Origin of the sequence: Crossiella sp. SN42, from assembly GCF_023897065.1 — a bacterium.
Taxonomy (GTDB): Bacteria; Actinomycetota; Actinomycetes; order Mycobacteriales; family Pseudonocardiaceae; genus Crossiella.
Window position 1 is genome coordinate 16,610 of record NZ_JAMHIV010000048.1, and the last position, 23,847, is coordinate 40,456.

General features: G+C 72.0%; 16 protein-coding genes. 6 read left to right on the top strand and 10 right to left on the bottom strand.

Annotated elements, in window-relative coordinates:
* Window positions 1–147: 147 nt before the first annotated feature.
* Both M8C13_RS39970 and M8C13_RS39975 read right to left on the bottom strand, forming a co-directional pair.
* A complete protein-coding gene (locus tag M8C13_RS39970) occupies window positions 148–2,925 on the bottom strand; it encodes a translation initiation factor IF-2 N-terminal domain-containing protein (RefSeq protein ID WP_252486032.1) in 2,778 nt (925 codons plus the stop codon).
* Between the two features lie 187 nt (window positions 2,926–3,112).
* Window positions 3,113–3,874: a TIGR03936 family radical SAM-associated protein gene (locus M8C13_RS39975; protein ID WP_252486033.1), complete on the bottom strand. Its 762-nt coding sequence runs from the start codon at window positions 3,872–3,874 to the stop codon at window positions 3,113–3,115.
* A gap of 247 nt (window positions 3,875–4,121) precedes the next feature.
* On the opposite strand from M8C13_RS39975, the gene M8C13_RS39980 reads away from it, so the two are divergent.
* The 3 genes from M8C13_RS39980 to M8C13_RS39990 all read left to right on the top strand — a co-directional run bounded on the left by M8C13_RS39980 (window position 4,122) and on the right by M8C13_RS39990 (window position 8,529).
* The gene (locus M8C13_RS39980) at window positions 4,122–5,564 is read left to right on the top strand and encodes a S8 family serine peptidase (protein WP_252486056.1); all 1,443 of its coding nucleotides are present in this window, start codon (window positions 4,122–4,124) and stop codon (window positions 5,562–5,564) included.
* Between the two features lie 94 nt (window positions 5,565–5,658).
* Window positions 5,659–7,056: a S8 family serine peptidase gene (locus M8C13_RS39985; protein ID WP_252486034.1), complete on the top strand. Its 1,398-nt coding sequence runs from the start codon at window positions 5,659–5,661 to the stop codon at window positions 7,054–7,056.
* Between the two features lie 78 nt (window positions 7,057–7,134).
* Window positions 7,135–8,529 carry a S8 family serine peptidase gene (locus tag M8C13_RS39990; RefSeq protein WP_252486035.1) on the top strand — a complete coding sequence of 465 codons (1,395 nt, stop codon included), beginning with the start codon at window positions 7,135–7,137 and terminating at the stop codon, window positions 8,527–8,529.
* 61 nt (window positions 8,530–8,590) lie between these two features.
* Here the strand turns inward: M8C13_RS39990 and M8C13_RS39995 are convergent, their stop codons facing one another.
* On the bottom strand, window positions 8,591–10,555 hold the full coding sequence (locus tag M8C13_RS39995) for a TIGR03960 family B12-binding radical SAM protein (protein ID WP_252486036.1): 1,965 nt from the start codon (window positions 10,553–10,555) through the stop codon (window positions 8,591–8,593).
* A 139-nt stretch (window positions 10,556–10,694) separates the two neighbouring features.
* On the opposite strand from M8C13_RS39995, the gene M8C13_RS40000 reads away from it, so the two are divergent.
* A complete protein-coding gene (locus tag M8C13_RS40000; RefSeq protein WP_252486058.1) occupies window positions 10,695–11,537 on the top strand; it encodes a hypothetical protein in 843 nt (280 codons plus the stop codon).
* A 2-nt stretch (window positions 11,538–11,539) separates the two neighbouring features.
* Here the strand turns inward: M8C13_RS40000 and M8C13_RS40005 are convergent, their stop codons facing one another.
* On the bottom strand, window positions 11,540–12,355 hold the full coding sequence (locus M8C13_RS40005) for an ABC transporter permease (protein WP_374213326.1): 816 nt from the start codon (window positions 12,353–12,355) through the stop codon (window positions 11,540–11,542).
* A 3-nt stretch (window positions 12,356–12,358) separates the two neighbouring features.
* Here M8C13_RS40005 and M8C13_RS40010 point away from each other — a divergent pair, with 3 nt between their 5' ends.
* Window positions 12,359–12,568, top strand: a complete 210-nt coding sequence (locus M8C13_RS40010; protein WP_252486059.1) for a hypothetical protein — start codon at window positions 12,359–12,361, stop codon at window positions 12,566–12,568.
* 211 nt (window positions 12,569–12,779) lie between these two features.
* Here the strand turns inward: M8C13_RS40010 and M8C13_RS40015 are convergent, their stop codons facing one another.
* From M8C13_RS40015 to pulA, 5 genes are all read right to left on the bottom strand, one after another.
* Window positions 12,780–13,688, bottom strand: a complete 909-nt coding sequence (locus M8C13_RS40015) for an ABC transporter permease (protein ID WP_252486037.1) — start codon at window positions 13,686–13,688, stop codon at window positions 12,780–12,782.
* A complete protein-coding gene (locus tag M8C13_RS40020) occupies window positions 13,688–14,620 on the bottom strand; it encodes an ABC transporter ATP-binding protein (protein ID WP_252486038.1) in 933 nt (310 codons plus the stop codon). Before M8C13_RS40020 ends, M8C13_RS40015 begins: the two co-directional genes overlap by 1 nt.
* 114 nt (window positions 14,621–14,734) lie before the next feature.
* A complete protein-coding gene (ndk, locus tag M8C13_RS40025; protein ID WP_185002156.1) occupies window positions 14,735–15,151 on the bottom strand; it encodes a nucleoside-diphosphate kinase in 417 nt (138 codons plus the stop codon).
* A gap of 87 nt (window positions 15,152–15,238) precedes the next feature.
* Window positions 15,239–15,640, bottom strand: coding sequence for a lipopolysaccharide assembly LapA domain-containing protein (locus tag M8C13_RS40030; RefSeq protein ID WP_252486039.1), 402 nt, complete (start codon window positions 15,638–15,640; stop codon window positions 15,239–15,241).
* A gap of 94 nt (window positions 15,641–15,734) precedes the next feature.
* Window positions 15,735–21,473, bottom strand: a complete 5,739-nt coding sequence (pulA, locus tag M8C13_RS40035; protein WP_252486040.1) for a pullulanase-type alpha-1,6-glucosidase — start codon at window positions 21,471–21,473, stop codon at window positions 15,735–15,737.
* A gap of 203 nt (window positions 21,474–21,676) precedes the next feature.
* On the opposite strand from pulA, the gene M8C13_RS40040 reads away from it, so the two are divergent.
* Window positions 21,677–22,282 carry a response regulator transcription factor gene (locus tag M8C13_RS40040; RefSeq protein ID WP_252486041.1) on the top strand — a complete coding sequence of 202 codons (606 nt, stop codon included), beginning with the start codon at window positions 21,677–21,679 and terminating at the stop codon, window positions 22,280–22,282.
* A 4-nt stretch (window positions 22,283–22,286) separates the two neighbouring features.
* On the opposite strand, the gene M8C13_RS40045 is transcribed toward M8C13_RS40040, so the two are convergent.
* Window positions 22,287–23,840: an alkaline phosphatase gene (locus M8C13_RS40045; RefSeq protein ID WP_252486042.1), complete on the bottom strand. Its 1,554-nt coding sequence runs from the start codon at window positions 23,838–23,840 to the stop codon at window positions 22,287–22,289.
* Window positions 23,841–23,847: the final 7 nt, after the last annotated feature.

Consider the following 23,847-nt stretch of genomic DNA (forward strand, 5'->3'; position numbering starts at 1 on the left):
TCCTGACTGATCGGGCGCGCCTTACGCCCTGGGTGGTGCTCCTGGGCGGGCTGCGCTTCATGACCGAAGGCCATGATTCAGCCCGCCTGACGGCGGGCCGTACATCAGGTTACGGCCCCGCCGTCAATCGGGTCAAACCGGGGTGGCTCAGCCCTCTTTGATGCCGGTCACGGGCGGGCCCGCGGCCCGTCGGACGGCTCGCCGGGGCTGGCGCCGCTTGGCGGTCGCGGGGACCGTCACCGGCTCCCGCTGCTCCTCGTGCTGACCGCCGTGGCCGTTGAGCGCCGCGCCGGCGGGCTCCTGGGCGGCCACCGCGGGCTGCTCAGGGGCCTGCTCGGCCGCCGGGGCGGCCTGCTCGGCCTTGGCGGCCTCGCGCTTGGCCTCCCGCCGCTTGGCGGAGTCCTTCTTGGCCGGCTCGGCCTTGGCCTGCTCCGGCCGCTCCGCCTCGCTCTTGGCTGGCGCGGTGCGCTCGGTCTCGGCCTGCGGCGTGGTCACCGGCGCGGTCTCGATGTGCGTCTCGGTGGCGACCTCGGCCGCGGGCTGGTCCTGCCCACCGCCGCGGTTGCGCTGCCGGGACCGGCGGCCTTCCTTGCCGGAGCCAGCGGCGGAACCAGCGCCGGAGCCGGAGCCCCCGCTGGGCGCGCCGGCCGCGGCCCCGTTGCCATTCCCGCTGCCATTGCCGTTGCCGCTCTTGCTGTTGCCGTTCTTGGCCCCGCCGTTGCCGCCGCCGTGGGAGTGCAGCGGCTCGGTGGAGACCACCAGGCCACGCCCGCGGCAGTGCTCACAGGTGGCGCTGAAGGCCTCCAGCAGCCCGGTGCCGACCCGCTTGCGGGTCATCTGCACCAGGCCCAGCGAGGTGACCTCGGCCACCTGGTGCCGGGTGCGGTCCCGCCCGAGGCACTCGGTGAGCCTGCGCAGCACCAGGTCGCGGTTGGACTCCAGCACCATGTCGATGAAGTCGACCACGATGATGCCGCCCACGTCCCGCAGCCGGAGCTGGCGGACGATCTCCTCGGCCGCCTCCAGGTTGTTGCGGGTCACCGTCTCCTCGAGGTTGCCGCCCGACCCGGTGAACTTGCCGGTGTTCACGTCGATCACGGTCATCGCCTCGGTGCGGTCGATGACCAGGTAGCCACCGGAGGGCAGCCAGACCTTGCGGTCCAGCGCCTTGGTGATCTGCTCGGTGATCCGGTGCTCGGTGAACACGTCGTTGGCGCCCACGTGCTTGCGCAGCCGGGAGGCCAGGTCGGGAGCCACGTGCTGCACGTAGTTCTCGATCACCTCGCCCGCCTGGGCGCCCTGCACGATCAGCGCGGAGAAGTCCTCGGTGAACAGGTCGCGGATGACCTTGATCAGCAGGTCCGGCTCCTCGTAGAGCAGCTGGGGGGCCTGCGCCTTGGGCACGTCCGCCTTCTCCTTGATGATCTCCCACTGCGCGCGCAGCCTGCCGACGTCGCGGCCGAGGGCGTCCTCGCTGATGCCCTCCGAGGCGGTCCGGATGATCACACCGGCGTCCTCGGGCACGATCCGCTTGAGGATGTCCTTGAGGCGCTTGCGCTCGGTGTCCGGGAGCTTGCGGCTGATGCCGGTGGCCCCGCCGCCCGGCACGTAGACCAGGAAGCGGCCCGGCAGGCTGATCTGGGTGGTCAGCCGGGCGCCCTTGTGCCCGACCGGGTCCTTGGTGACCTGCACCAGCACGCTGTCACCGGTGGAGAGCGCCTGCTCGATCTTGCGCGCCTTGCCCTCCAGCCCGGCGGCGTCCCAGTCGACCTCACCGGCGTAGAGCACCGCGTTGCGGCCCTTGCCGATGTCGACGAAGGCGGCCTCCATGCTGGGCAGCACGTTCTGCACCCGGCCGAGGTAGACGTTGCCGACCAGCGAGCCGCTGCCGGCGGAGGTCACGAAGTGCTCGACGAGCACCCCGTCCTCCAGCACCGCGATCTGGATCCGGTCCTCGCGCTCGCGGACCACCATCTTGCGGTCCACCGCCTCGCGGCGGGCGAGGAACTCGGCCTCGGACAGGATCGGCGCGCGGCGGCGACCGGCCTCCCGGCCGTCCCTGCGGCGCTGCCGCTTGGCCTCCAGCCGGGTCGAGCCCTTGACGCTGCGCACCTCGTCGTCGGAGGACAGCGGTCCGGGCGGGGCGTCCTGGCGGTTCTCCCGCACCTCGCGGACGTGCACCACGGTGTTCGGCGGGTCGTCGGCGCGCGGCGAGGGCTCGTCCTCGCCACCGCCCTTGCGGCGACGGCGGCGGCGACGGCGGCGGGTGCCCCCGGCCTCGTCGTCCTCGTCGTCGTCCTCGGCCATCGGCTCCTCGGCCGACGCGGCGGGCTGCTGCTCGTGCTCCTCCGGCCCGTCCTCGCCGTCCTCGCCGTCCTCGGCGGCGCCCCGGCCACGGCCACGACCCCTGCGGCCACGGCGACGGCGGCGGCGGTTGCCCGCCTCGTCGTCGTCGGCGTCGCCACCGGCGTGCTCGTCGTGCTGGTCCTCGTCCTCGGCCTCAGGCTCCTCAGCGGGCACGGCCACCGGCTCCGGCGCCCGCTTGCGGGCAGGCGCGGGAGCGGGCTGGGCCGGGGCCATGAACAGCGGCTGCGGCGCGGCGAAGACCGGGGCGAGCGGGGCCGCTACCGGCTCCGGCTCGGCCTCGGCGACCGGCGCGTCCAGCGTCGTGTCGTCGAGGTCGACCTGGTCTTGCTCGGGCAGCAGCGCTTCGGCGACCCGTTCGGCCACGTCCCTGCTGATGCTGGACTGGGCACTGCGCACGGATTCGCCGAGCTGCTCGAGCGTCGCCATGACGTCCCGAGAGCTGGCGCCGAGCAACTTGGCCAGCGCGTGTACCCGCAGCTTGGGGGGCAGACCTGCCAGTTCCCCGGATGCGGTGCTATCCCCGCCGGTGTGGCCGGCAGGGCTTTCCATGTTCGACATGCAGCTCCTCCGCCCCCGGGCGCGTCCAACTCGGACGCGGCCGCGCAGGGGCCTTTCTGTTCAGTCACCGCCGCGCCGCTTGGGCAGCCCGGCAGGAATCCTCCACAACCCCCTGTGTCCCCGCACGTGTGTCCGGGCGCCAGGCGGTCAGGTCATTTGACGACGTTCTGCGCCGTCTTCCACTGACCTACCGCGGTGCGTCGAGCACCGGCGGGGTTGCCTCCCGGTCAGGGGCGAGCGGATCAGTGAGGTCACCGCGGTCGTCAAGCCGTCCTTGGGCCAGTCGGCTCGCTTTCGCGGGTACCGGTGACACGAGGTCGGCGACGACGCGCAGCGCGCTCAGCACGTCATCCGGCCGGACGGTAGGTGTTGTCTGCCGTACGACCGCTGTGAGTATCCCACACCGAAGGCCGGGTTGCGGCCCATCACCCACATGGGTGGTTGTCGTCTCAACTTCCGAATCCACCCGAAGATCGACCACCGCGGCCCTGGCGTCGATCATCCGGCGACCGTCCTTGGTCAGCCGTTCGACCTCGACCACGTCCCTGGCCAGCAGTTCCTCGGCCGCCTTGGCCAACTCGGCCGGGTCCACCCCGGCCAGTTCGATCCGCCACCGGCTGGCCTCGATCCGCTCCGGCAAAGTGCCCGGACCAGCCTCGACGGCCTCCAGCACGTCCAGTCCCGGCGGCAGCGCCGCGTCCAGCTCGGCGCGCAGCACCTCCGGGTCGACCCGCTGCACCACCTGGATCTCCACGTACTCCGCCTCGCTGGCCACCCCGGTCGGCGCGGCGCCGATCCAGGAGACCTTCGGGTGCGGGCTGAAGCCCTGCGAGTAGGCCATCGGCACCCCGGCCCGCCGGAGCGCGCGCTCGAAGGCGCGAGCGACGTCACGGTGTGAGGTGAAACGCAGCCTGCCCCGTTTGGCGTAGCGCAGGCGCAGCTTCTGCACCGCGGACGCGGAGGGGTTGGGCTGGTGCTGAGTGGACAGGTTCGCTCCTCGGGCGGGCTGTTGCGGTCTGACTGGTCGAAGAGGCTACCGGCCCAAGCCGGTCGACACGCTTGTCTGGCCGGTCCACCATGGCTACCGTCCGGGCGGAATCGGTAAGTGGGCACCCCCGAGAAGCCCCAATTGCCGAGACGACGAACACGATGACGGAGGTCCCCCCGTGCCTCTGCCCCTACGTGTCCGGTTGAGCGTGTCCCTGCTGGCCGCGCTGACCGGGGCGGGGCTGGTCACCGTGCCCGCTGGCGCCACCCCCGAGGCGCTGGAGCGGGCCGGTGAGTCGGCCGCGCCCTGCCGGACTGGGCTGACGCTGCGCTACCTGGTGCTCTTCGACGCGGGCACCACGCCCGCCGAGGCGGACGCCCAGGTCAAGACGCATTGCGGCAGCACGATCGCCTACTACCCGGAGATCGGCGTCGCGGTGGCCACCGCGGCCGATCCGGACTTCGTCAGCCGGGTCGGCGCCGACCGCGCGGTGAGCGCGGAGGCGCAGATCAGGGCCGCGCGCAAGAAGTCACCGGCCCGCGGCCCGGCAGGCCCCCGGCTGGCACTGGCCCCTGACCGCCGCCCGGCAGGCGCGGACCGCGCCGACGAGCAGTGGGACATGGCCGCGATCCGCGCGGACAAGGCCAACCAGATCGCGCTGGGCAGCAAGGACGTGCTGGTCGGCGTGCTCGACTCGGGCATCGACGCCGAGCATCCCGACCTGGCCGGCGCGGTCGACCCGGCCGCCTCCGCGAGCTGCCTCACCGGCCGCGCTGACCAGCGCCGTTCCGCCTGGCTGCCCACCGAGTCCCCGCACGGCACGCACGTGGCCGGGACCATCGCCGCGGCCAAGGACGGCAAGGGCATCACCGGTGTCGCGCCCGGCGTGCGGCTGGCCTCGGTGAAGGTGGTCGAGGACGACGGCTACGTCTACCCGGAGTCGGTGGTCTGCGGGTTCATGTGGGCCGCGGCCAAGGGCATGCGGGTGGTCAACAACAGCTTCCTGGTCGACCCGTGGGTGCTGACCTGCCGGGACCGCACTGGTCAGCGGGTCGTGCACGAGGCGGTCAGCCGCGCGGTGCGCTACTCGGTCGGCCGGGGCGTGCTCGCGGTGGCCGCGGTCGGCAACGACGCGGTGGACCTGGCCAACCCGGGCGCGACCGCGGCCAAGCTCGGGCTGCCCGGCGGCCGGGTGGACAACCGGTGCGAGGCGCTGCCCGCGGAGTTACGCGGCGTGGTCGCGGTGTCCTCGGTCGGCGCGGAGTCGGTCAAGGCCAGCTACAGCTCCTACGGCCTGGGTGTGGCGCAACTCACTGCTCCCGGCGGTGACCACCGGCAGACCCCGCAGGGCGCGGAGAACGGCTGCGTGCTCTCCACGGTCCCGCACGGCGGCTACGGCTATCTGTGCGGCACCTCGATGGCGACCCCGCACGTGACCGGGGTGGCCGCGCTGCTGGCCTCCCGCTACCGCTCGGCGACCCCGGCGCAGCTGACCAGGCTGCTCGGCCAGCAGGCGGTCTCGCTGGCCTGCCCGGCCGACTACGACCTGAACTCCGACGGCGCGCAGGACGCCACCTGCAACGGCTACGCCGGCTACAACGGCTTCTACGGCCACGGCATGGTGGACGCGCTCGCCGCGGTGCGGGACTGACCCCCGAACGGCTCGATTTTCCGCGCGGCTCTGGGAAAACAGGGTGCACCGTGATCAACTGTGCCCGCTTTTCCATGCTCGCGAGGAGGTTCGGATGTCGAAGCTCGGCCGCCTGGGGGCGGCGACGCTGGCCGTGACGACCGGGGCGGTGCTGCTGGCCGCCGCACCCCCCGCGGGAGCCGCGCCGACCGGCGCGCCGTGCGCCACCACCGGCACGTCGTACCAGTACGTGGTGGTGGGCAGGCCGCACGCCAGGGAAGCCAAGGTGCGGCGGGAGATCACCGGCAACTGCGGCGCCCTCGACCACTACTACCCGGAGATCGGCGTGGCGGTGGCCACCTCGGTGGACCCCTCCTTCGACCGGCGGCTCGGCCTGGATCGGGCCTACAGCGCGAAGAAGGCCAAGGACGCGCTGAGCGGCGGCCGCAGCCGGGTGGAGAAGCTGGAGACCCTGCGCTCCACCGTGGCTGACGAGGACTTGTCCGCGCAGTCCTGGGACATGCGCGCGATCAAGGCCGACCAGGCCAACAAGGTCAACCCCGGCTCGCGGGACGTGGTGGTCGGCGTGCTCGACTCCGGCGTCGACCCGGAGCACCCCGACCTGGTCAAGGCGCTGGACCCGAAGCTGTCCGCGGGCTGCGAGACCGGCAAGCCGGTCAACGAGGTCGGCGCCTGGTCGCCGCTGGGCTCCGCGCACGGCACGCACGTGGCTGGCACCATCGCCGCCGCTGACAACGGCAAGGGCATCACCGGCGTGGCTCCCGGCGTGCGGATCGCCTCGGTCCGGGTGATCAACGACGAGGGCATGATCTACCCGGAGTCCGCGGTCTGCGGGTTCATGTGGTCGGCGGCGAAGAAGTTCACCCTGACCAACAACAGCTGGTTCGCCGACCCGTTCTTCTTCTGGTGCCAGGACAAGCCGGGCGAGCAGGTCGGCTTCGAGGCCATCCGCCGCGCGGTCGCCTACGCGCACCGCGCGCAGGTGCTCACCGTCGCGGCCGCGGGCAACTTCGCGCTGGACCTGACCGACCCGACCTCCGACCCGGCCGCCGAGCACCCGGTGAACCGCAAGTGCAAGCTGCTGCCCGGCGGCCTGCCCGGTGTGGTGACGGTGTCCTCCACCGGCTACGACGGCACGCTGTCCAGCTTCAGCGACTACGGCCGCGACGCGATCACGGTGAGCGCGCCCGGCGGTGACTTCTCCCCCGAGCCGCCGCCCGGCGAGGGCCCCGGCTGCCCGCTGTCCACGGTGCCCGGTGGTCAGTACGGGTCGATGTGCGGCACCTCGATGGCCTCCCCGCACGCGGCGGGCGTGGCCGCGCTCCTCGCCTCCCGGCTGCCCTGGCGGTCCGCGGACCACCTGCGGTTCCTGCTGGCCGCCAACGCCGACCCGAAGCCGTGCCCGAGCGGCGACGAGCGCTGCACCGGCTCCCGCTTGAACAACTCGTTCTTCGGATCCGGGCAGGTCAACGCGTTGCGCGCGGTCCGCTGAGCCATCCGGCCGCTGTGCCGGGTGGTCTCCGCCTTCTAGGTTCCTTCTCCGGAAGAGTCACCTAGTTGGGGAGGCAGTGTGTCGGCTACTCGTCGATGGACCACCGCGTTGGCGGCGACGGCCTTGATCGGCGGCGCGCTGGGGGCGACCCCGGCCGCCGCCGATCCGGCTGGCGCGCCCTGTGACCCCAGCGGCACCAGCTACCGGCATGTCGTGCTGTTCGCCCCTGGCACGCCGGAGTGGGCGGCGACCAGGGAGATCACCCGGAAGTGCGGCAGCACGGACGCCTACTACCGGGAGATCGGCGTCGCGGTGGCCACCTCGGCCGACCCGAGCTTCGAGTCCCGGTTCACCCTGGAGCGCGCCTACAGCGCCGAGAAGGCCGCCAAGACCATCGCCGCGCGCTCCCGGATGGTGGAGACCACCGCGGAGGTCAGCGCCCGCGGCGCGACCGAGGACCTCTCGCCGCGGTCCTGGGACATGCGCCAGATCAAGGCCGACGAGGCCAACAAGATCAACCCGGGTTCCCGGCGGGTCGTGGTCGGCGTGCTCGACTCCGGCGTGGACGCCGACCACCCCGACCTCAAGGCCGCGGTCGACCCCGCGCTCTCCGCGGGCTGCACCACCGGCCGCGCTGACCAGGACAAGCCCGCCTGGATGCCGAGCAACTCCTCGCACGGCACGCACGTGGCGGGCACCATCGCCGCGGCCAAGGACGGGCAGGGCATCACCGGCGTCGCGCCCGGGGTTCGGCTGGCCTCGGTGAAGGTGGTCAACGACGACGGGATGATCTACCCGGAGTCCGCGGTGTGCGGGTTCATGTGGGCGGGCGCCAAGGGCTTCGAGGTCACCAACAGCAGCTGGTTCATGGACCCGTGGATGTTCTGGTGCAAGGACGTGGCCGGCGAGAAGGTCGGGCACGAGGCGGTCCGGCGCGCAATCGCGTACTCGGTGCGCAAGGGCTCGCTGCACGTGGCCGCGGTCGGCAACAGCGCGGTCGACCTGGCCAACACCACCAAGGACCCGGCCAAGCCGCACCCGGTGAACGAGAACTGCGACGAGGCGCCCGCCGAGTTCGCCGGCGTGGTCGGGGTGTCGGCCACCGGGTACGCGAAGAAGCTCTCCGGCTACTCCAGCTACGGCAAGGGTGTGGTGGACGTGACCGCGCCGGGTGGCGACGGCGCGCAGCCACCGCCCGCCGGTGAGGGCTCGGGCTGCCCGCTGTCTACGCTGCCGGGCGGCCGCTACGGCACCGCCTGCGGCACCTCGATGGCCTCGCCGCACGCGGCCGGCGTGGCCGCGCTGCTGGCCTCGAAGTACCGGGGCGCGCCGCCGCAGGCGCTGGCCTGGCTGCTGGGGCACCAGGCGGACGAGCTGCCCTGCCCGGCCGGTGACGCCCGGTGCACCGGCGCGGCCAAGGACAACGCGTTCTTCGGCAAGGGTCTGGTGAACGCGCTCAAGGCAGTCAGCTGAGCATGACGAAGGCCCCGGTTTTTCCTTGTCGGACAAGGGAAACCGGGGCCTTCGTATTGGCTCAGCCCTGGCTGAACGCCGGGTTGCGCACCGGGCTGCCGGTGCCGACCGGGGTGATCGGCAGCAGCACCTTGCCGGTCGGGCCGACCTGGATGTCGGTGTTCATCGCCGGGCACACGCCGCAGTCGAAGCACGGGGTCCAGCGGCAGTCGTCCTGCTCGCGCTCATCCAGCGCGTCCTGCCAGTCCGACCACAGCCATTCCTTGTCCAGGCCCGAGTCGAGGTGGTCCCAGGGCAGGACCTCCAGCTCCTCGCGTTCCCTGGTGGTGTACCAGGCCAGGTTGACGCCCACCTGCTCCAGCTCGACCTTGGCGGCCTCCACCCAGCGGTCGTAGGAGAAGTGCTCGCCCCAGCCGTCGAACTGGCCGCCCTCGCGCCACACCCGCTCGATCACCCGGCCCAGCCTGCGGTCACCCCGGGAGAGCAGTCCCTCGATCAGCGCGGGCTTGCCGTCGTGGTAGCGCATACCAATGTTGCGGCCGATCGAGCGGTCGGTGTTGATCTCGTCGCGGAGCTTGCGCAGCCGGTCGTCCACGGTGTCCGGATCGCACTGCGCGGCCCACTGGAACGGGGTGTGCGGCTTGGGCACGAACCCTCCGATGGAGATCGTGCAGCGGATGTCCTTGCGCCCGGACGCCGCCCGCCCAGCCTTGATGACCTCCTTGGCCATCCGGGCGATCTGCAGCACGTCCTCGTCGGTCTCGGTGGGCAGGCCGCACATGAAGTACAGCTTCACCTGCCGCCAGCCGTTGGCGTAGGCGGTGCTGACGGTGCGGATGAGGTCTTCCTCCGACACCATCTTGTTGATCACCTTGCGCAGCCGCTCGCTGCCACCCTCCGGGGCGAAGGTGAGCCCGGAGCGGCGGCCATTGCGGGAGAGCTCGTTGGCCAGGTCGACGTTGAAGGCGTCCACCCTGGTGCTGGGCAGGCTCAGCCCGGTCTTGGTGCCCTCGTAGCGGTCCGCGAGGCCCTTGGTGATCTCGGCGATCTCGGAGTGGTCCGCGCTGGAGAGGGACAGCAGGCCGACCTCTTCGAAGCCGGTGTTGGCCAGTCCGCGCTGCACCATCGCGCCGATGCCCTCGATGGAGCGTTCCCGCACCGGGCGGGTGATCATGCCGGCCTGGCAGAACCGGCAGCCGCGGGTGCAGCCGCGGAAGATCTCCACGCTCATCCGCTCGTGCACGCTCTCGGCCAGCGGGACCAGCGGCTGCTTCGGGTACGGCCACTCGTCGAGCTCCATCGTGGTCCGCTTGAACACCCGGTAGGGCACCCGGTCGCGGTTGGGCACCACGCGCTGGATCCGGCCGTCCGGCAGGTACTCCACGTCGTAGAACCGGGGGATGTACACCCCGCCGGTCTCGGCGAGCCTGGTCAGCACCTCGTCCCGGCCGCCGGGGCAGCCCTCGGCCTTCCAGGCGCGGATGATGTCGGTGACCTCGAGCACCGCCTCCTCGCCGTCGCCGAGCACGGCGGCGTCCAGGAAGTCGGCGATCGGCTCCGGGTTGAACGCCGCGTGCCCGCCGGCAAGCACGATCGGGTGATCCTCGGTGCGGTCCTTCGCGTGCAGCGGGATCCCGGCCAGGTCCAGCGCGTTGAGCAGGTTGGTGTAACCCAGCTCGGTGGCGAAGCTGACCCCGAGCACGTCGAAGGCGCCGACCGGCCGGTGCCCGTCCACGGTGAACTGCGGCACGCCGTGCTCGCGCATCAGCTTCGCCAGGTCGGGCCAGATGGCGTAGGTGCGCTCGGCGAGCACGTCAGGCTGCTCGTTGAGGATCTCGTAGAGGATCATGATGCCCTGGTTGGGCAGGCCGACCTCGTAGGCGTCGGGGTACATCAGGCACCACCGGACCACGGCCTCTTCCCAGGGCTTGACGGTGGCGTTCAGCTCCCCGCCGACGTACTGGACGGGCTTGGACACCTGCGGAAGCAGCGGTTCAAGCTGGGGGAAGACAGACTGCACACTCACGCGACCAGGGTAACGCCCATCGGCCCGTGCCTCCGCCCGGCCAATCCCAAGATCGCTACTTATCCACAAGTGACCAGTTGTCCACAGCCCGGCCGACACCCGCTGGCCCCACCCACCCCCACCCGGCCAAGCTGCCCTCATGCCCGCCCCCAACACCGCCCCCACCACCCCGAACGGCCTCCTGACCCGCCCCCTTGACCTCTCCGGCGCACGCCGCGGCGGCCACCCGCCCCGAGGCCCGCACGGGTGCCACCAGGACCTCCGCCAGACTCCCCGCCTGCGCGCCCGCACCGCTCTGCTGGCCACCGGCACCAGGGCCGCGGTGGCCAGCCACCACACCGCCGCCCGCCTGCACGGCCTCGCCCTGCCCTCGACCGAGGGCCCGGAGCACGTCACCGTCCCCCGCACCTACCGCTACCTGCGAAGACACGACCTTCGCTCGCACACCCGCGCCCTGCCCGGCCACCACGTCACCAGGGTCAACGGGCTGCCCTGCACCACCGTGCCCAGAACGGTCCTGGACCTGGCCCGCGAGCTCCCCCGGTTACCCGCCATCTGGCTCATCGAGGACGCCCTGCACCGCCGCCTGGTCACCCGCCCCGACCTGGAGACCTGCCTGGCCGAGCTGCCCCGCTCCCCCGGCGATCGCGACCTGCGCGCGCACCTGGCCGCAGCCACCGGCACGACGGGCACTTTCCTCCAGTGCGCGGCCAGAATCGCCCTCGCCGACGCGGGCCTGCCCCCGTTCACCCCGAGCTACGACCTGGTCGCCGACGGCGTCACCCTGTGCACGGCCGACGGCGCCTACCCGGAACAGCGGCTGGCCCTGGAGTTCCAGGACCCGGCCCGCGCCCCGCACTGGCGCTGGCTACCCCTCGGCTGGCGCCTCAAGACCTTCACCTGGCGCGATCTGGTGCACGAGCCGGCCCGCTTCACCACCGCGGTCAGCGAGTACCTGAGCGCTCATCAGGAGCCGGACTGAGCTCAGCGCAGCAGCAGCTTGTCCAGCCGCCGGGTGGTCACCCACATGCCCACCGCCGCGATCACCATGAAGTACCCGAGGTGGCCCAGCATGCCGATGCCGACGTGCCCCGTGGTGAGCCCGCGCATCAGCTCGACCGCGCGGTAGAGCGGCAGCCACTCCACGATCCACTGGAGCGGCCGGGGGTAGACCGACAGCGGGTAGAAGGTGCTGCAGAACAGGAACATCGGCATGATCGCCAGCTGCACCAGGTCGAAGTCCTGCCAGGACCGCATGAACGTGGTGCAGGCCATGCCGGCCGCGGCGAAGGCGAAGGCCACGAACAGGGCCACCGGCAGCGCCAGCAGCGCCCACGGCGAGGAGATGAGGTCCATGCCCAGCATCACCAGCAGGAACCCGGTGGAGTACAGCCCACCGCGGATCACCGCCCAGGTGATCTCCCCGACCGCCACGTCCAGCGGCCCGAGCGAGGTGGCCAGCACCGCGTCGTAGAGCTTGGCGTACTTGAGCTTGAAGAAGACGTTGTAGGTGGCGTCGTTGATGGCGCCGTTCATCGCCGAGGAGGCCAGCAACGCAGGCGCGAGGAACATCGCGTAGTCCATCGGCTGCCCGTCCGGACCAGCCACCTGCCCCACCATGCTGCCGAAACCAACGCCCAGCGAAAGGAGGAAGAACAGTGGCTCCAGAACGCCCGACACCAGATTGAGCCAGGACCGCCGGTTCACCAGCAGCGCCCGCTCGACCATCATCCGGCCCCGCCCGGCGTAAAGCCCCGCAGGCAGGATGCGCAGCAACGGCCCAGCAGACCGCTCCACCACCGGATGCGCACCGTCCAAGCGCTCACCGACCATCAGACCCCCACCCACCCGGTCACCAGCCCCGCGCCCACCACTCCGGCCACCACCAGTCCGGTGGCCACTACCGCCCACCTGCGCACCACCGGTCGGGGCGTCACCGGCCACGCCACGACTCCCGCGCGACTGCTCGCCGCCGACGCGGGAATCGCCAGCCGTCTGGCTGCTCCCGCGTGACCGCTCGCCACCGGCCCGGGCATCGCTGGCCGCCTTGCTGCCAGCGCTCGACTGCGCACCGCTGCTCTGGGCGTCGCCAGCCGCGTGGCCACCCCCACCCGGCTGCGCGCCACCAGACCGCGCGCCACCGGACTGGGCGCCACCGGACTGGGCGTCGCGGGCCGTGTGGTGGTCCGCGATGCCGTCCGCTGTCCTGTCGTCGTTCGTCATGTCAGTTCGCCAGCCTTCGGCGGAAGTTGCGGGCAGCCAGCGCGGCGCCGCCGGCCAGCAGGGCGAGCAGATAGGCGGCGTGGCCCAGCGCGGGCCACAGCTCCAGGCCGCCGAGGACGGTGCCGCGGGCGAGCTCGGTGCCGTGCCACAGGGGGGTGATCCAGGCGATCGGCTGGACCAGGTCGGGTAGGCGGTCCAGTGGGAAGAAGGTGCCTGCGAACAGGGTCATCGGCATCAGCACGAAACGGAAGATGTTGCTGAGGGACTGGCCCTCGTCGTCGACCGTGGCGACGTAGGCGACCAGTGGCGCCGCGAAGGCCATGCCGGCCAGCGTGGCGAACAGCAGGGAGACCAACACCAATGGGCTGCGGACTCCGCCGAAGAAGGCGGCCACCACCAGGTAGATGCCGCCGGAGAGCAGCAGGCGGGCCGCTGTCCACAGCAGTTGTCCGCCGACGATCTGATAGGGGGTGATGGGTGAGGCGTTGATGCCCCAGTAGACCCGCTGCCACTTGAACGAGGACAGCACCGGGAAGGTCGACTCACCGGTGGCGTTCTGCACCGCCGCGACCACCAGCAGCGCAGGTGCCAGGTACTCCAGATAGGACACTCCGCCGGGCACCGACCCCGGCTTGACCTGGGAGCCGATGCCCAGGCCCAGGGCGAGCAGGAACAGCAGCGGCTGTCCGACGCTGGAGAAGAAGGTGGCCCGCCAGTTGCGCTTGTACCAGGTCCACTTTCCTTCCACCACAAGGAAAGCGGCCCGCCACGCGCCGACCGGCCGTCCCGTGGCGCGACGGCGCGGCCGGGTGCCGATCGGTCCTTCGGCCGGGTCGGTGGCCGGGTACGCGGAGGCGGCGGGTGCCGGGTGGGTGGCGCCGGTGGGCGCCGGGTGGGTGGAGTCGCTCATCAGTCCACCAGCGTTCGGCCGGTGAGCCGGAGGAACACGTCCTCCAGCGAGCTGCGGCGGACCAGGCTGGACACCGGGCGGATACCGCGTTCGACCGCGGCGGCCAGGGCCGACTCGCCGTCGGCGGTGTAGAGCAGCAGGCGGTCGGGCAGGATCTCGACGCGGTCGGCCAGGTCGGCGACCGTGGGCGCGGCCTCGCTCTGGTGGCCGGGGGCGAAGCGGAGCTCGAGGACCTCGCGGGTGGAGTGCGCGGCGATCAGGTCGGCCGGGGAGCCTTCGGCGACGATGTGGCCGTTGTCCATCACCACCAGGCGGTCGCAGAGCTGCTCGGCCTCGTCCATGTAGTGGGTGGTGATGATCAGGGTGACGCCTTGCTGCTTGAGCCGGAACAGCCTGTCCCACAACAGGTGCCGGGCTTGCGGGTCCAGGCCGGTGGTCGGCTCGTCGAGCAGCAGCAGCTCGGGGTCGTTGACCAGGGAGCGGGCGATGGTGAGTCGTCGCTTCATGCCGCCGGAGAGGGACTCGACCTCGGCGTCGGCGCGGTCGGTGAGCTTGGCGAAGTCCAGCAGCTCGGTGGCCTTCTCCCGCACGTGCGCGCGGGAGAGGCCGAAGTAGCGGCCGTAGAGCTGGAGGTTCTGCCGGACGGTGAGCTCGTTGTCCAGGTTGTCCTGCTGCGGCACCACACCGATGCGGGCGCGGATCTGGGGGCCGTGCACGTCCGGGTCGAGGCCGAGCACGGACAGCTCGCCGCCGCTGCGCGGGGACACGCAGGCGATCATCCGCATGGTGGAGGACTTGCCTGCGCCGTTGGGTCCGAGGAAGCCGAAGGCCTCACCCGCACCGACCTTCACGTCGATGCCGCGGACCGCCTCGAAGTCGCCGAAACGTTTGCTGAGCCCGTTCGCCTCGACCAGCCAACCGTCGCCGTTCACGCAGGCGACGGTAACCGAGAGCACCGACAGAACAGAACGAGTTTTCCGCCGGACACAGCAAGGGCGCCCTCGCTGACCTGCGAGGACGCCCTGCCGAGTGCTACCAGGCCGGACTCAGCCGGCCAGGTTGGGGAACCAGAGCTTGATCTCGCGGGCGGCGGACTCCGGGGAGTCGGAGCCGTGCACGAGGTTGAACTGGGTCTCCAGGGCGAAGTCGCCGCGGATGGTGCCGGGGGTGGCCTTCTCGACCGGGTCGGTGCCACCGGCGAGCTGACGGAAGGCCGGGATGGCGCGGGTGCCCTCGACCACGGCGGCCACCAGCGGGCCGGAGGTGATGAAGTCGAGCAGGCTGCCGAAGAACGGCTTGCCGTCGTGCTCGGCGTAGTGCTGCTCGGCAACGCCGCGCTCGACGTTGCGCAGCTCCAGCGCGACCAGCTTCAGGCCCTTGCGCTCGATGCGGGAGATGACCTCGCCGACCAGGCCACGGGCAACGCCGTCGGGCTTGACCAGGACCAGGGTGCGCTCGCTCACGACGTACTTTCTCCTTGTTCGGGGTACCGGCGCGGTTCGGGGTACCGGCTGGGGATGCTCGCGCGCAGGGTACCTGGCGCGACCCGTTCAGCCCCGCCCGCTCCCCCGCTTCGCGCTCCGGCGCAGCTGGATGATGCGCGCGTACCCGGGCACCGCGACCAGCAGCACGCCCAGGATCGCCGCCAGCAGCAGCGCCACGCCCAGCGGCAGCGTGCCCGTGATGCCGAAGTAGGAGATCTGCACGTCCTGGCCGTTCTCCAGGATGAACACCAGCAGTAGCAACAGCACCACGGCCGCCACCACGAACACCGTCCACAGCCCGCCGAGGCGGTTCCGCTTGGGCTCGGTGGTGGTGCTCTGCGCGCCCCGCTCGGTGGCGGCGCGCTCGGTGGCGTGGCGGCGGGCCGCACGCGGGTCGGCGACCGGGTCGGGGCGCTGGTGCTCTCCGGTGCGGTGACCGGGGCTTTCGGGGATGTGGGCTTCGCTCATCGTGGTGCCTGCCTTCCAGCGCGGGATCTCCCCAGGTACTTCGGCTACCCACGGCGGGGACTCGATTCACCAGTTGGGCGAAACAGCGCTCCGGTCAGCGCGTCAGCACCGCCACCGTCCGCCCCGGCACCCTGGCCGCCTCGCCGCTGACGCTGGTCTGCCGCACCACCGGATCCCCGCCACCGGCCTGGATCTCGTGCAGCCGCCACCCGCCACCGGGCGGCAGCGCGATCTCCTGCGCCGCCGGATCCGGGTTGATCAGCACCAGCACGCCCCGCCGCGCCGGATCGAGGTCAGGGCCGACCGTGTCGTCCAGGTGCGCGACCACCACCCCCGGCGCGGACCTGGGGTCCGGGAAGGACAGCTTCTGCTGAACCAGGGCCTGCTCGGGCAGGGTGAACAGTGGGGAGGACTGGCGCAGGCGGAGCAGGTCCAGGGTGCGGTCCAGCGCGGTGCGCAGGTCGGCGGGGGCGGGTTTCAGGGCCGGGTTGGCCAGCAGGGGTTTGGCGTAAGGCCACTTGTCGCGGTTGTCGTGCGCGGGTGGCAGGCCGGAGCCGAAGACCGAGCCGCGCAGGGCCGGATCGTAGCGGTTGAACCAGTCGCCGGAGTCGTAACTGTTGCGGTCCAAGGACTTCGAGCGCAGGAACTCGGTGCCCGCGTGCACCAGGGGCTGGCCCTGGCCGAGCAGGGCGGGGGCCAGCGCGACGGTCTGCATGCGCACGCGGTCGGCCATCGAGGTGCCGGGCGGCAGCTTGTAGGCCAGCGCGTCGTAGAGGGCCTCGTTGTCGTGCGCGTCCACATAGGTGATCGACTCGGCGGGACCGGCGGTGTACCCGGCGCGGGCGCCGTTGTAGCGGACCTCGCGGCCGGTGACCTCGGCCCCGCCGGTGCCGCGGAAGCGGAAGTCGGCGGCGTTGCCTGCCAGGCCGAGTTTGACCAGGTCCGCGTAGTTGGTCAGCCGGGCCTGCTGTTCGGCCGGGGTGCCGTTGGCCGGGCTGCCGTTGGGATCGCCCGCCAGGCCGGAGCCCAGTCCCTGCACCCTGGGGTCGGCGTCGAACGGGCCGCCGCCGCGGACGCCGTCGCGCAGGCGGTCGTTGAAGGTGCCGACGCCGGTGCCCGCCATGTTCGCCTGGGTGGCCTGCTCGAACCGGGCGTTGCCGCCGACCTCGCCGAAGTCCCAGCCCTCGCCGTAGATCCGGATGTTGCGCCCGTCCACCCCGTCGGCGGCCACGGTCAGCCGGTCCAGCGCGGCGCGCACCGCGAGGATGTTGGCCTTGGGGTGGTGGCCCATCAGGTCGAACCGGAAACCGTCCACTTTGTACAGTCGCGCCCAGCGCAGCACCGAGTCGACCACCAGCTTGCCCATCATGGCGTTCTCGGTGGCGGTGTTGGCGCAGCAGGTGGAGTTGGCCACCGAGCCGTCCTCGGTGAGCCGCTGGTAGTAGCCGGGCACGACCCGGTCCAGCACCGACTTCGGGTCGTTGCCGGCGGCCGCGGTGTGGTTGTAGACCACGTCGACCACCACCCGGTTCCCGTTGGCGTGCAAGGCCTGCACCATCTCCCGGTACTGCCGGGCGCGAGCCTGGCCGGACTGGGCGTCAGGGGTGGCGTAGGAGCCCTCCGGCACGTCGTAGTGCCACGGGTCGTAGCCCCAGTTGAACCCGTCCTTGGCCGCGGTCTTGGCCACGCAGTCCTGCTGCTGCTCGGAGTCCGCGGGCAGGCTGGACAGGTCGCAGGCGGGTTTCTGCTGGTCGGCGCGGCGTTCCGGAATGGTGGCGATGTCGAAGGTGGGCAGCAGGTGCACGGTGTCCATACCGGCCTGGGCCAGCGTGCGCAGGTGCCGCATGCCGGTGGAGTCGCGGTGGGTGAACGCCTTGTAGGTGCCGCGATCCGCCTCGGGCACGCTGCTGTCGCCGATGGAGAAGTCCCGCACGTGCAGCTCGGTGATGGCGTGCCTGGCCGGGTTCGGGCCCAGGCCCTTGGCCACCTCGCGGTCCCAGCCGGGCGGGGCGTCGCGCAGGTCGGTGAGCTGGGAGTGGCTGGAGTCCACGGTCAGCGCGAGCGAGTACGGGTCGGTGACGATCACGGTCTCCACCTTGCCGGTGCGCGGCTGCCAGGCGGTGACCTCGTACTGGTAGTAGCGGTCCAGCCAGTCGCCGAACCCGGTCCACGCCCCGGAGGCCGGATCACGTTGCAGGGCAAGGGTTTGACTCGGTTGCGTGGTCGCGGCGGGCGGGGTGCGGTCGAACAGGCGCAGGCGCACCGACTTCGCGGTGGGCGCCCACAGCCGGAGGCCGACCGGCTGGGCCAGCGGGCCGTAGGTCAGCCCGGCCGCGGCCGGCGCGTAGTGCTCGTCGAGCACCCCGGCCAGCTGCACCCCGGTGGCGTGCCGGAGCGCGCCGCCCGCGTCCCGGTGCACCGCGACCACCTGCCCGCGCACCGCGTCCCGTCCACTGTCCACATCGGACGCTCGCAGCCGGTACACCGGTTTTCCGCGCAGGTGCGGGAACTTCGCGGCCAGCTCGGCGGGCAGTCCGCCGGGATCGGGCGCGAGGCGCAGCACCCGGCCGCCCTGCACCTGCCCGGCCACCACCGCGATCCGCCCGTCCGGGTCGTGCCGCAGCTCGTAGCCGTCGGTGTCGGCGGGCGGCACGTCCCACACCACCCGGTCCTTGCTGACCCAGATCGCCTTGGCCTTGCTCAGATCCGCGTCCGCCGGGGCCGCGGCCGTGGGTGGCAGCACGTAGGAGACCGCCCCGTCCGGCCGGGTGACCCCGCTGGCGTACCACACCTCGTGGCCGGTGGCGCCCAGCTGGATCCGCTGGTCCGGCCCCGGGTCCTTGGTGTCGCCGCGGTGCAGCAGGTAGCTGAGGCCGGTGGCGCCCTCGGCCAGCGGCACCGACCAGGTCAGCCCGAACCCGTCCCGGCGGTCCGGCCGCTGGGACTCCTGCCAGGACGGGCTGGGCGTGGCCGAACCACCCCAGTGGTACAGCGTCCAGTCCTCGTAGTCACCAGCGGGCCGGTGGTAGTGCAGCACGATCCGGCGCTCGGCCGCGGCGCGACTGGCGTGCACCGCCTGATCCCCTTGCCGCAGCCAGGCTTCCGCCCCGCGCGCGGGTTCGATCCGTCCGCTGACCTCGGTCGCGCCGTCCTTGAGCACGGTCAGCTCGACCGGCGCACCGGTGCCGTTGACCCGCACGGCAGCCCGCACGCCGTAGTCGTCCCTGCTATCCAGGGGGATCTCGGTCGGCTGGTCCGGCGCGATGCCGCCGCCGAGCCGCAGTCGCAGGCCGCCGTAGTCGCCGCCGGGCCGGTGGTAGCGGACCTCGACCGCGCCGGTGGCCGCAGCCTGCCCGGGGAACACCGGCGCCTGCCCCTGTTTCAGCCACACCTGCGGCGTGATCGAGGGATCGACGAAGCGATCACTCGCCACGTCCTTCTCCTCGCCCTTGTGCACCAGGAAGCCGACCTGTTTCGCGCCCGGCTTGAGCCGCACCCAGGCGAAGCGGCCGTAGCCGGTCTCGCCCGCGAACGGCAGCGGCCGCTCCCACGCGGTGGGTTCGGCGACCTCGCCCCAGACGTGCAGTCCCCAGCCGTCGTAGTCCCCGGCAGGCCGGTTGTAGTGCACCACCAGCCAGTCCGGACTCGGCTGCGCGCCGGTGCCACCGCCCGGCGCGGCGACCAGGGTGACCTCCGCGCCGTCCGCGCTCAACCGGCCGGCCGCCTCCTTGACCACGGTCCGCAGCTCGACCCGCGCCCCGGCCTTGGCTCCCGGCAGCGCGGCCAGGTCGGCGAAGACCCGGTACGGCCCGGCGTCGTCGGTGCCGAGCACGGTCCAGTCCCGCTGCCCCGCCACCCGCGCGGCGAAGGTGGCCTGCGCGTACGGCGCGGCCACGTGGTCCGCGCGCAGTTCGACCCGATCGCGCAACGCGGCGCCTGCCGGTGGCACCACCAGCGTGGGCTGCGCGGAAGCGTTGGCCGGCACCGGAATCCGGCCGGTCGAGCGCAGCACCAGCGCGGACAGCGGCGGCACGGTGACCCGCACCGCGCCGTCCACCCCGCTGACCGGCGCGGTCTCGCCGCCCCAGACCGCACGGAAACCCAGTCCCGGCGCGGAAACCGGCACCGTGACCTCGGCCGCGCCGGTGCCGGCGTTGGCCACCACCACGTGCTCGACCTGGGTTTCCCGGTCGATCCGGCTGAAGGCCAGCACATCCCGCTCGGCCAGCCGCAGCACCTGATTGCCCCGCCGCCACACCGGGTCACCGTCCACAAAGGACGCCAGCTGGCCGAGGTGCCGGTACAGCGGGTGTTTCTGGTCGAAGTTGTCCGCCGCCGGAGTCGCGCCGGTGCCCACCTGGTCCTGGTCCCGCCATTCCGGCACCTTGCTGGGGAACATGTCCTGCCGTGCGTCCTTGTCCCCGCCGGCGCCCGCGAACCCCTGCTCGTCGCCGTAGTAGACCACCGGGTTGCCGCGCCAGAAGTACATCAGGCTGTGCGCCAGCCGCAGCCGGTCCAGCGCCTCCGGATCGGCCATGCCGGGCCGGTCCTGGCGCAGCATGCCCGCGATCCGGCCCATGTCGTGGTTGCCCAGGAAGGTGGGCAGCGAGGAGGCGTTGGAGTCGGCGTCGGTGTAGCGGTCGTCGGCCAGCAGCACCTGGGCCAGCCGGTCCGCGCCCTGCCCCGCGGCGAAGGAGCGCGCGCCGCCCTGGAACGGGAAGTCCAGCACCGACTGGAGTTTCCCGCCGGTGGTGTACTTCGAGGTGATCGCCGGGTCGCCGTCGTAGACCTCGCCGAAGACGAAGAAGTCCTTCTTCCCCTTGCGCTGCGCGTACTCCCGCACCCTGGGCGCCAGCGCCTGCCAGAACTCCAGGTTGACGTGCTTGACCGTGTCCACCCGGTAGCCGTCGATGTCCAGGGTGTCGATCCAGCTGGTGAAGATCTCGGTCATCCCGTCGACCACCCTGGGATGCTCGGTCATCAGGTCGTCGAGCCCGTCGAAGTCGCCGTAGGTGGACGACTCGCCGGCGAAGGTGGAGTTGCCGCGGTTGTGGTAGAGCGTGACGTCGTTGAGCCACCGGGGTTTCTTCGCCCCGGCGTCCCCACCGCGCAGCACCGGCTCGTACGGGAACGAGCGGCGCGCGTCCAGTCTGGGGAAGTCCTTGCCCCCGGCCAGCGCGGCCAGGTCGATGGGCCGTCCGTCCGCGTCCAGGTAGGGCTGGGCGCCGATGCCGCGGTAGTCGTGCTTGCCGCCGGCGTAGTCGATGACGTCTGCGGTGTGGTTGGCCACGATGTCGAAGAAGACCTTCATGCCGCGCGCGTGCGCGTCCCTGATCAGCGCGCGCATCTCGTGCAGGGTCCCGAAATGCGGGTCCAGCTCGGTGTAGTCGGTGGTCCAGTAGCCGTGGTACCCGGCGGAGGCGGTGCTGCCGCTGCCCTGCACCCAGCGGTTGCGGAACATCGGCGTCAGCCACACCGCGGTGGTGCCCATACCGCGCAGGTAGTCCAGTTTTGACCGCAGCCCGGCCAGATCGCCGCCGTGGTAGTAACCCTTGTCCGCCGGGTCGAAGCCGTGCCGGGACCGGTCTCCCGGGCTGCCCGCGGTGTCGTTGCGGGGGTCGCCGTTGGCGAAGCGGTCCGGCAGCAGGAAGTAGAACCGCTGTCCGGTCAGGTCACCGCGCAGCGCGTCCCGGCCGAGCCGCCGGTCGCCCTCGCGCACCCCGGCGGGCAGGTCCGCGACCGCGCCGATGGCCAGCGGCGCGGCGGGCGGCAGCGCGGCCGCGGAACCGCCGAGCGCGGGCAGCGCGGTCACCGCCAGCGCTGCGCTCAGCACGGCTCCGATGGACCTCCGGCGCCACCTACGCTGCCGCACGGCGACCTCCTTGTCGCAAGCTTTTGCACACCCGAACGGGCGGGTCGGCAGAAAACCACGCGGCTCTCCGGAAGGCAATACTCCATTTACCTGCAAGGATTTTCAGCGCAGGACCGGAGGATGAACCAGGGGTCTACCCAGTCCAGCTGGCGGAGACTGGGGCGATGAGTCGAGCGCCCATCCGCGTGCTCGTCGTCGACGACGAGCGGTACCTGGCCGACCTGGTGGCCATGGCGTTGCGCTACGACGGGTTCGACACCGCCGTGGCCAGCAGTGGCGCGGAGGCGCGGGCGGTGACCACCAGCTTCGCCCCCGACCTGATCCTGCTGGACGCGCCGCTGCCGGAGATCTCCGGCCGGTCCTGGCGGCGGGACGGCCGGGACGTGCCGGTGGTGTTCCTGGCCAAGCCGTTCAGCCTGCAGGAGCTGACCGTACGGGTGCGCACGGTGCTGCGCGCCCGTACGGACCACACGCTCTCCCTTGCCGATCTGGAGCTCGACGCGCAGGCGCACGAGGTGCGCAGGCACGGCGAGGTGGTCGACCTGACGCCGACCGAGTTCACCCTGCTGCACTACCTGCTGGCCAACGCGGGCCAGGTGCTGACCAAGCAGCAGATCCTGGCCCACGTGTGGCAGTACGACTTCAACGGCGACGCCGCGGTGGTGCAGACCTACATCTCCTACCTGCGCCGCAAGATCGACCGTCGGCCGCCGCGGCTCATCCACACCGTGACCAGGGTCGGCTACGTGCTGCGGCTGCCACCGGGCTGAGCGGTCAGCGCCGCTCCGGCTTCAAGGTGGTCGACCACAGTGAGCGGGCGTCCTGGTCGCGCAGGTGCACGGTCAGCCTGCCGCTCGGGCCGTCGATCTTGACCTGGCCGAAGTGCTGGAACCCGGCCATCGGCGAGGTGTTCGGCGCGGGCGGCGCGTTGACGAAGACCGCCCGGGGACCGAAGGTGGGGTCCAGCTTGTTGGGGCCGAACGCGCCCGCGTGCAGCGGCCCGGAGACGAACTCCCAGAACGGGCTGAACTCGGTGAAGGCGGCCCGTTCCGGCGCGTAGTGGTGCGCCGCGGTGTAGTGCACGTCCGCGGTCAGCCACACCACGTTGCGCACCCGGCGGCGGTGGATCTCCCGCAGCACCAGCGCGAGCTCGGCCTCCCGGCCCGCGGGCGCGCCCGGCTGGCCGTTGGCCACGCCCTCGATGTTCACGCCGTCCGGCACGACCAGCCCGATCGGCAGGTCCGCGGCGATGATCTTCCAGGTGGCCCGGGACCGGTCCAATTCCCTGGTCAGCCAGCGGGTCTGGGCCGCGCCGAGGATCGGCTCGAACGGCGCGGTGCCCGGGGTGTTGGCGCCCTTGTAGGTACGCATGTCCAGCACGAAGACGTCCAGGTGCGGACCATAGGAGATCTTGCGGTAGACCCGGCCGTCCACCGCGTCCGCCTTGCGCACCGGCAGCCACTCGTGGAAGGCCTGGAAGGCACGCTGGGCCAGCACGTCCACCCGCTTCTCGGTGTAGCGGGCGTCGTCCAGGATCTCGCCGGGATACCAGTTGTTGGTGACCTCGTGGTCGTCCCACTGGTTCAGCTGCGGGACCTGGGCGTTGAACCGGCGCACGTGCTCGTCGAGCAGGTTGTAGGCGAACTGGCCCCGGTACTCAGCCAGGGTCTCGGCCACCTTGGTCTTCTCCGGGGTGACCAGGTTGCGCCAGGTGCGGCCGTCGGGCAGCAGCACGGTCTCGCTGAGCGGGCCGTCGGAGTAGACGGTGTCGCCGCTGCACAGGAAGAAGTCCGGGCGCAGCGCGGCCATCCGGGAGTAGATGGTCATGCCGCCCAGGTCGGGGTTGATGCCCCAGCCCTGGCCGACGATGTCGCCGGACCACAGGAAGTTGACGTCCTGGCGGCTGCGCGGGGCGGTACGGAAGGAGCCGAGCACCGGCTCGCTGGCCGCGCGGCCGTCGAGCTCGCAGGCGGTCACCCGGACGTGGTAGTCGCGACCCGCGGTGAGTCCGGCGACCCGGAGCTCGCCGGTGCCGTCGGTGGCCGGGGTGAGCGCGGGACCCCAGAACTGGCGGGCGTGCCGGAAGTTCTCGTCCCTGGCCACCTCGACCCGCAGCCGGGACGGGCGGTCGGCGCGGGCCCAGACGACCGCGGAGTCGCCGTCGACCTCGCCGAACTGGATGCCGTGGCTGAGTCGGGGGCGGGTGCTGGGCACGAGCGGGGCGGCGGAGACGGTGGTGGGCAGCAGCAGGCCGGTGGCGATCGCCCCGGCGCCCGCCGCGCCGTAACGCAGCAGGGAGCGTCGGTTCAGTCCTGGGGTTTCGGGCACTCCCGGG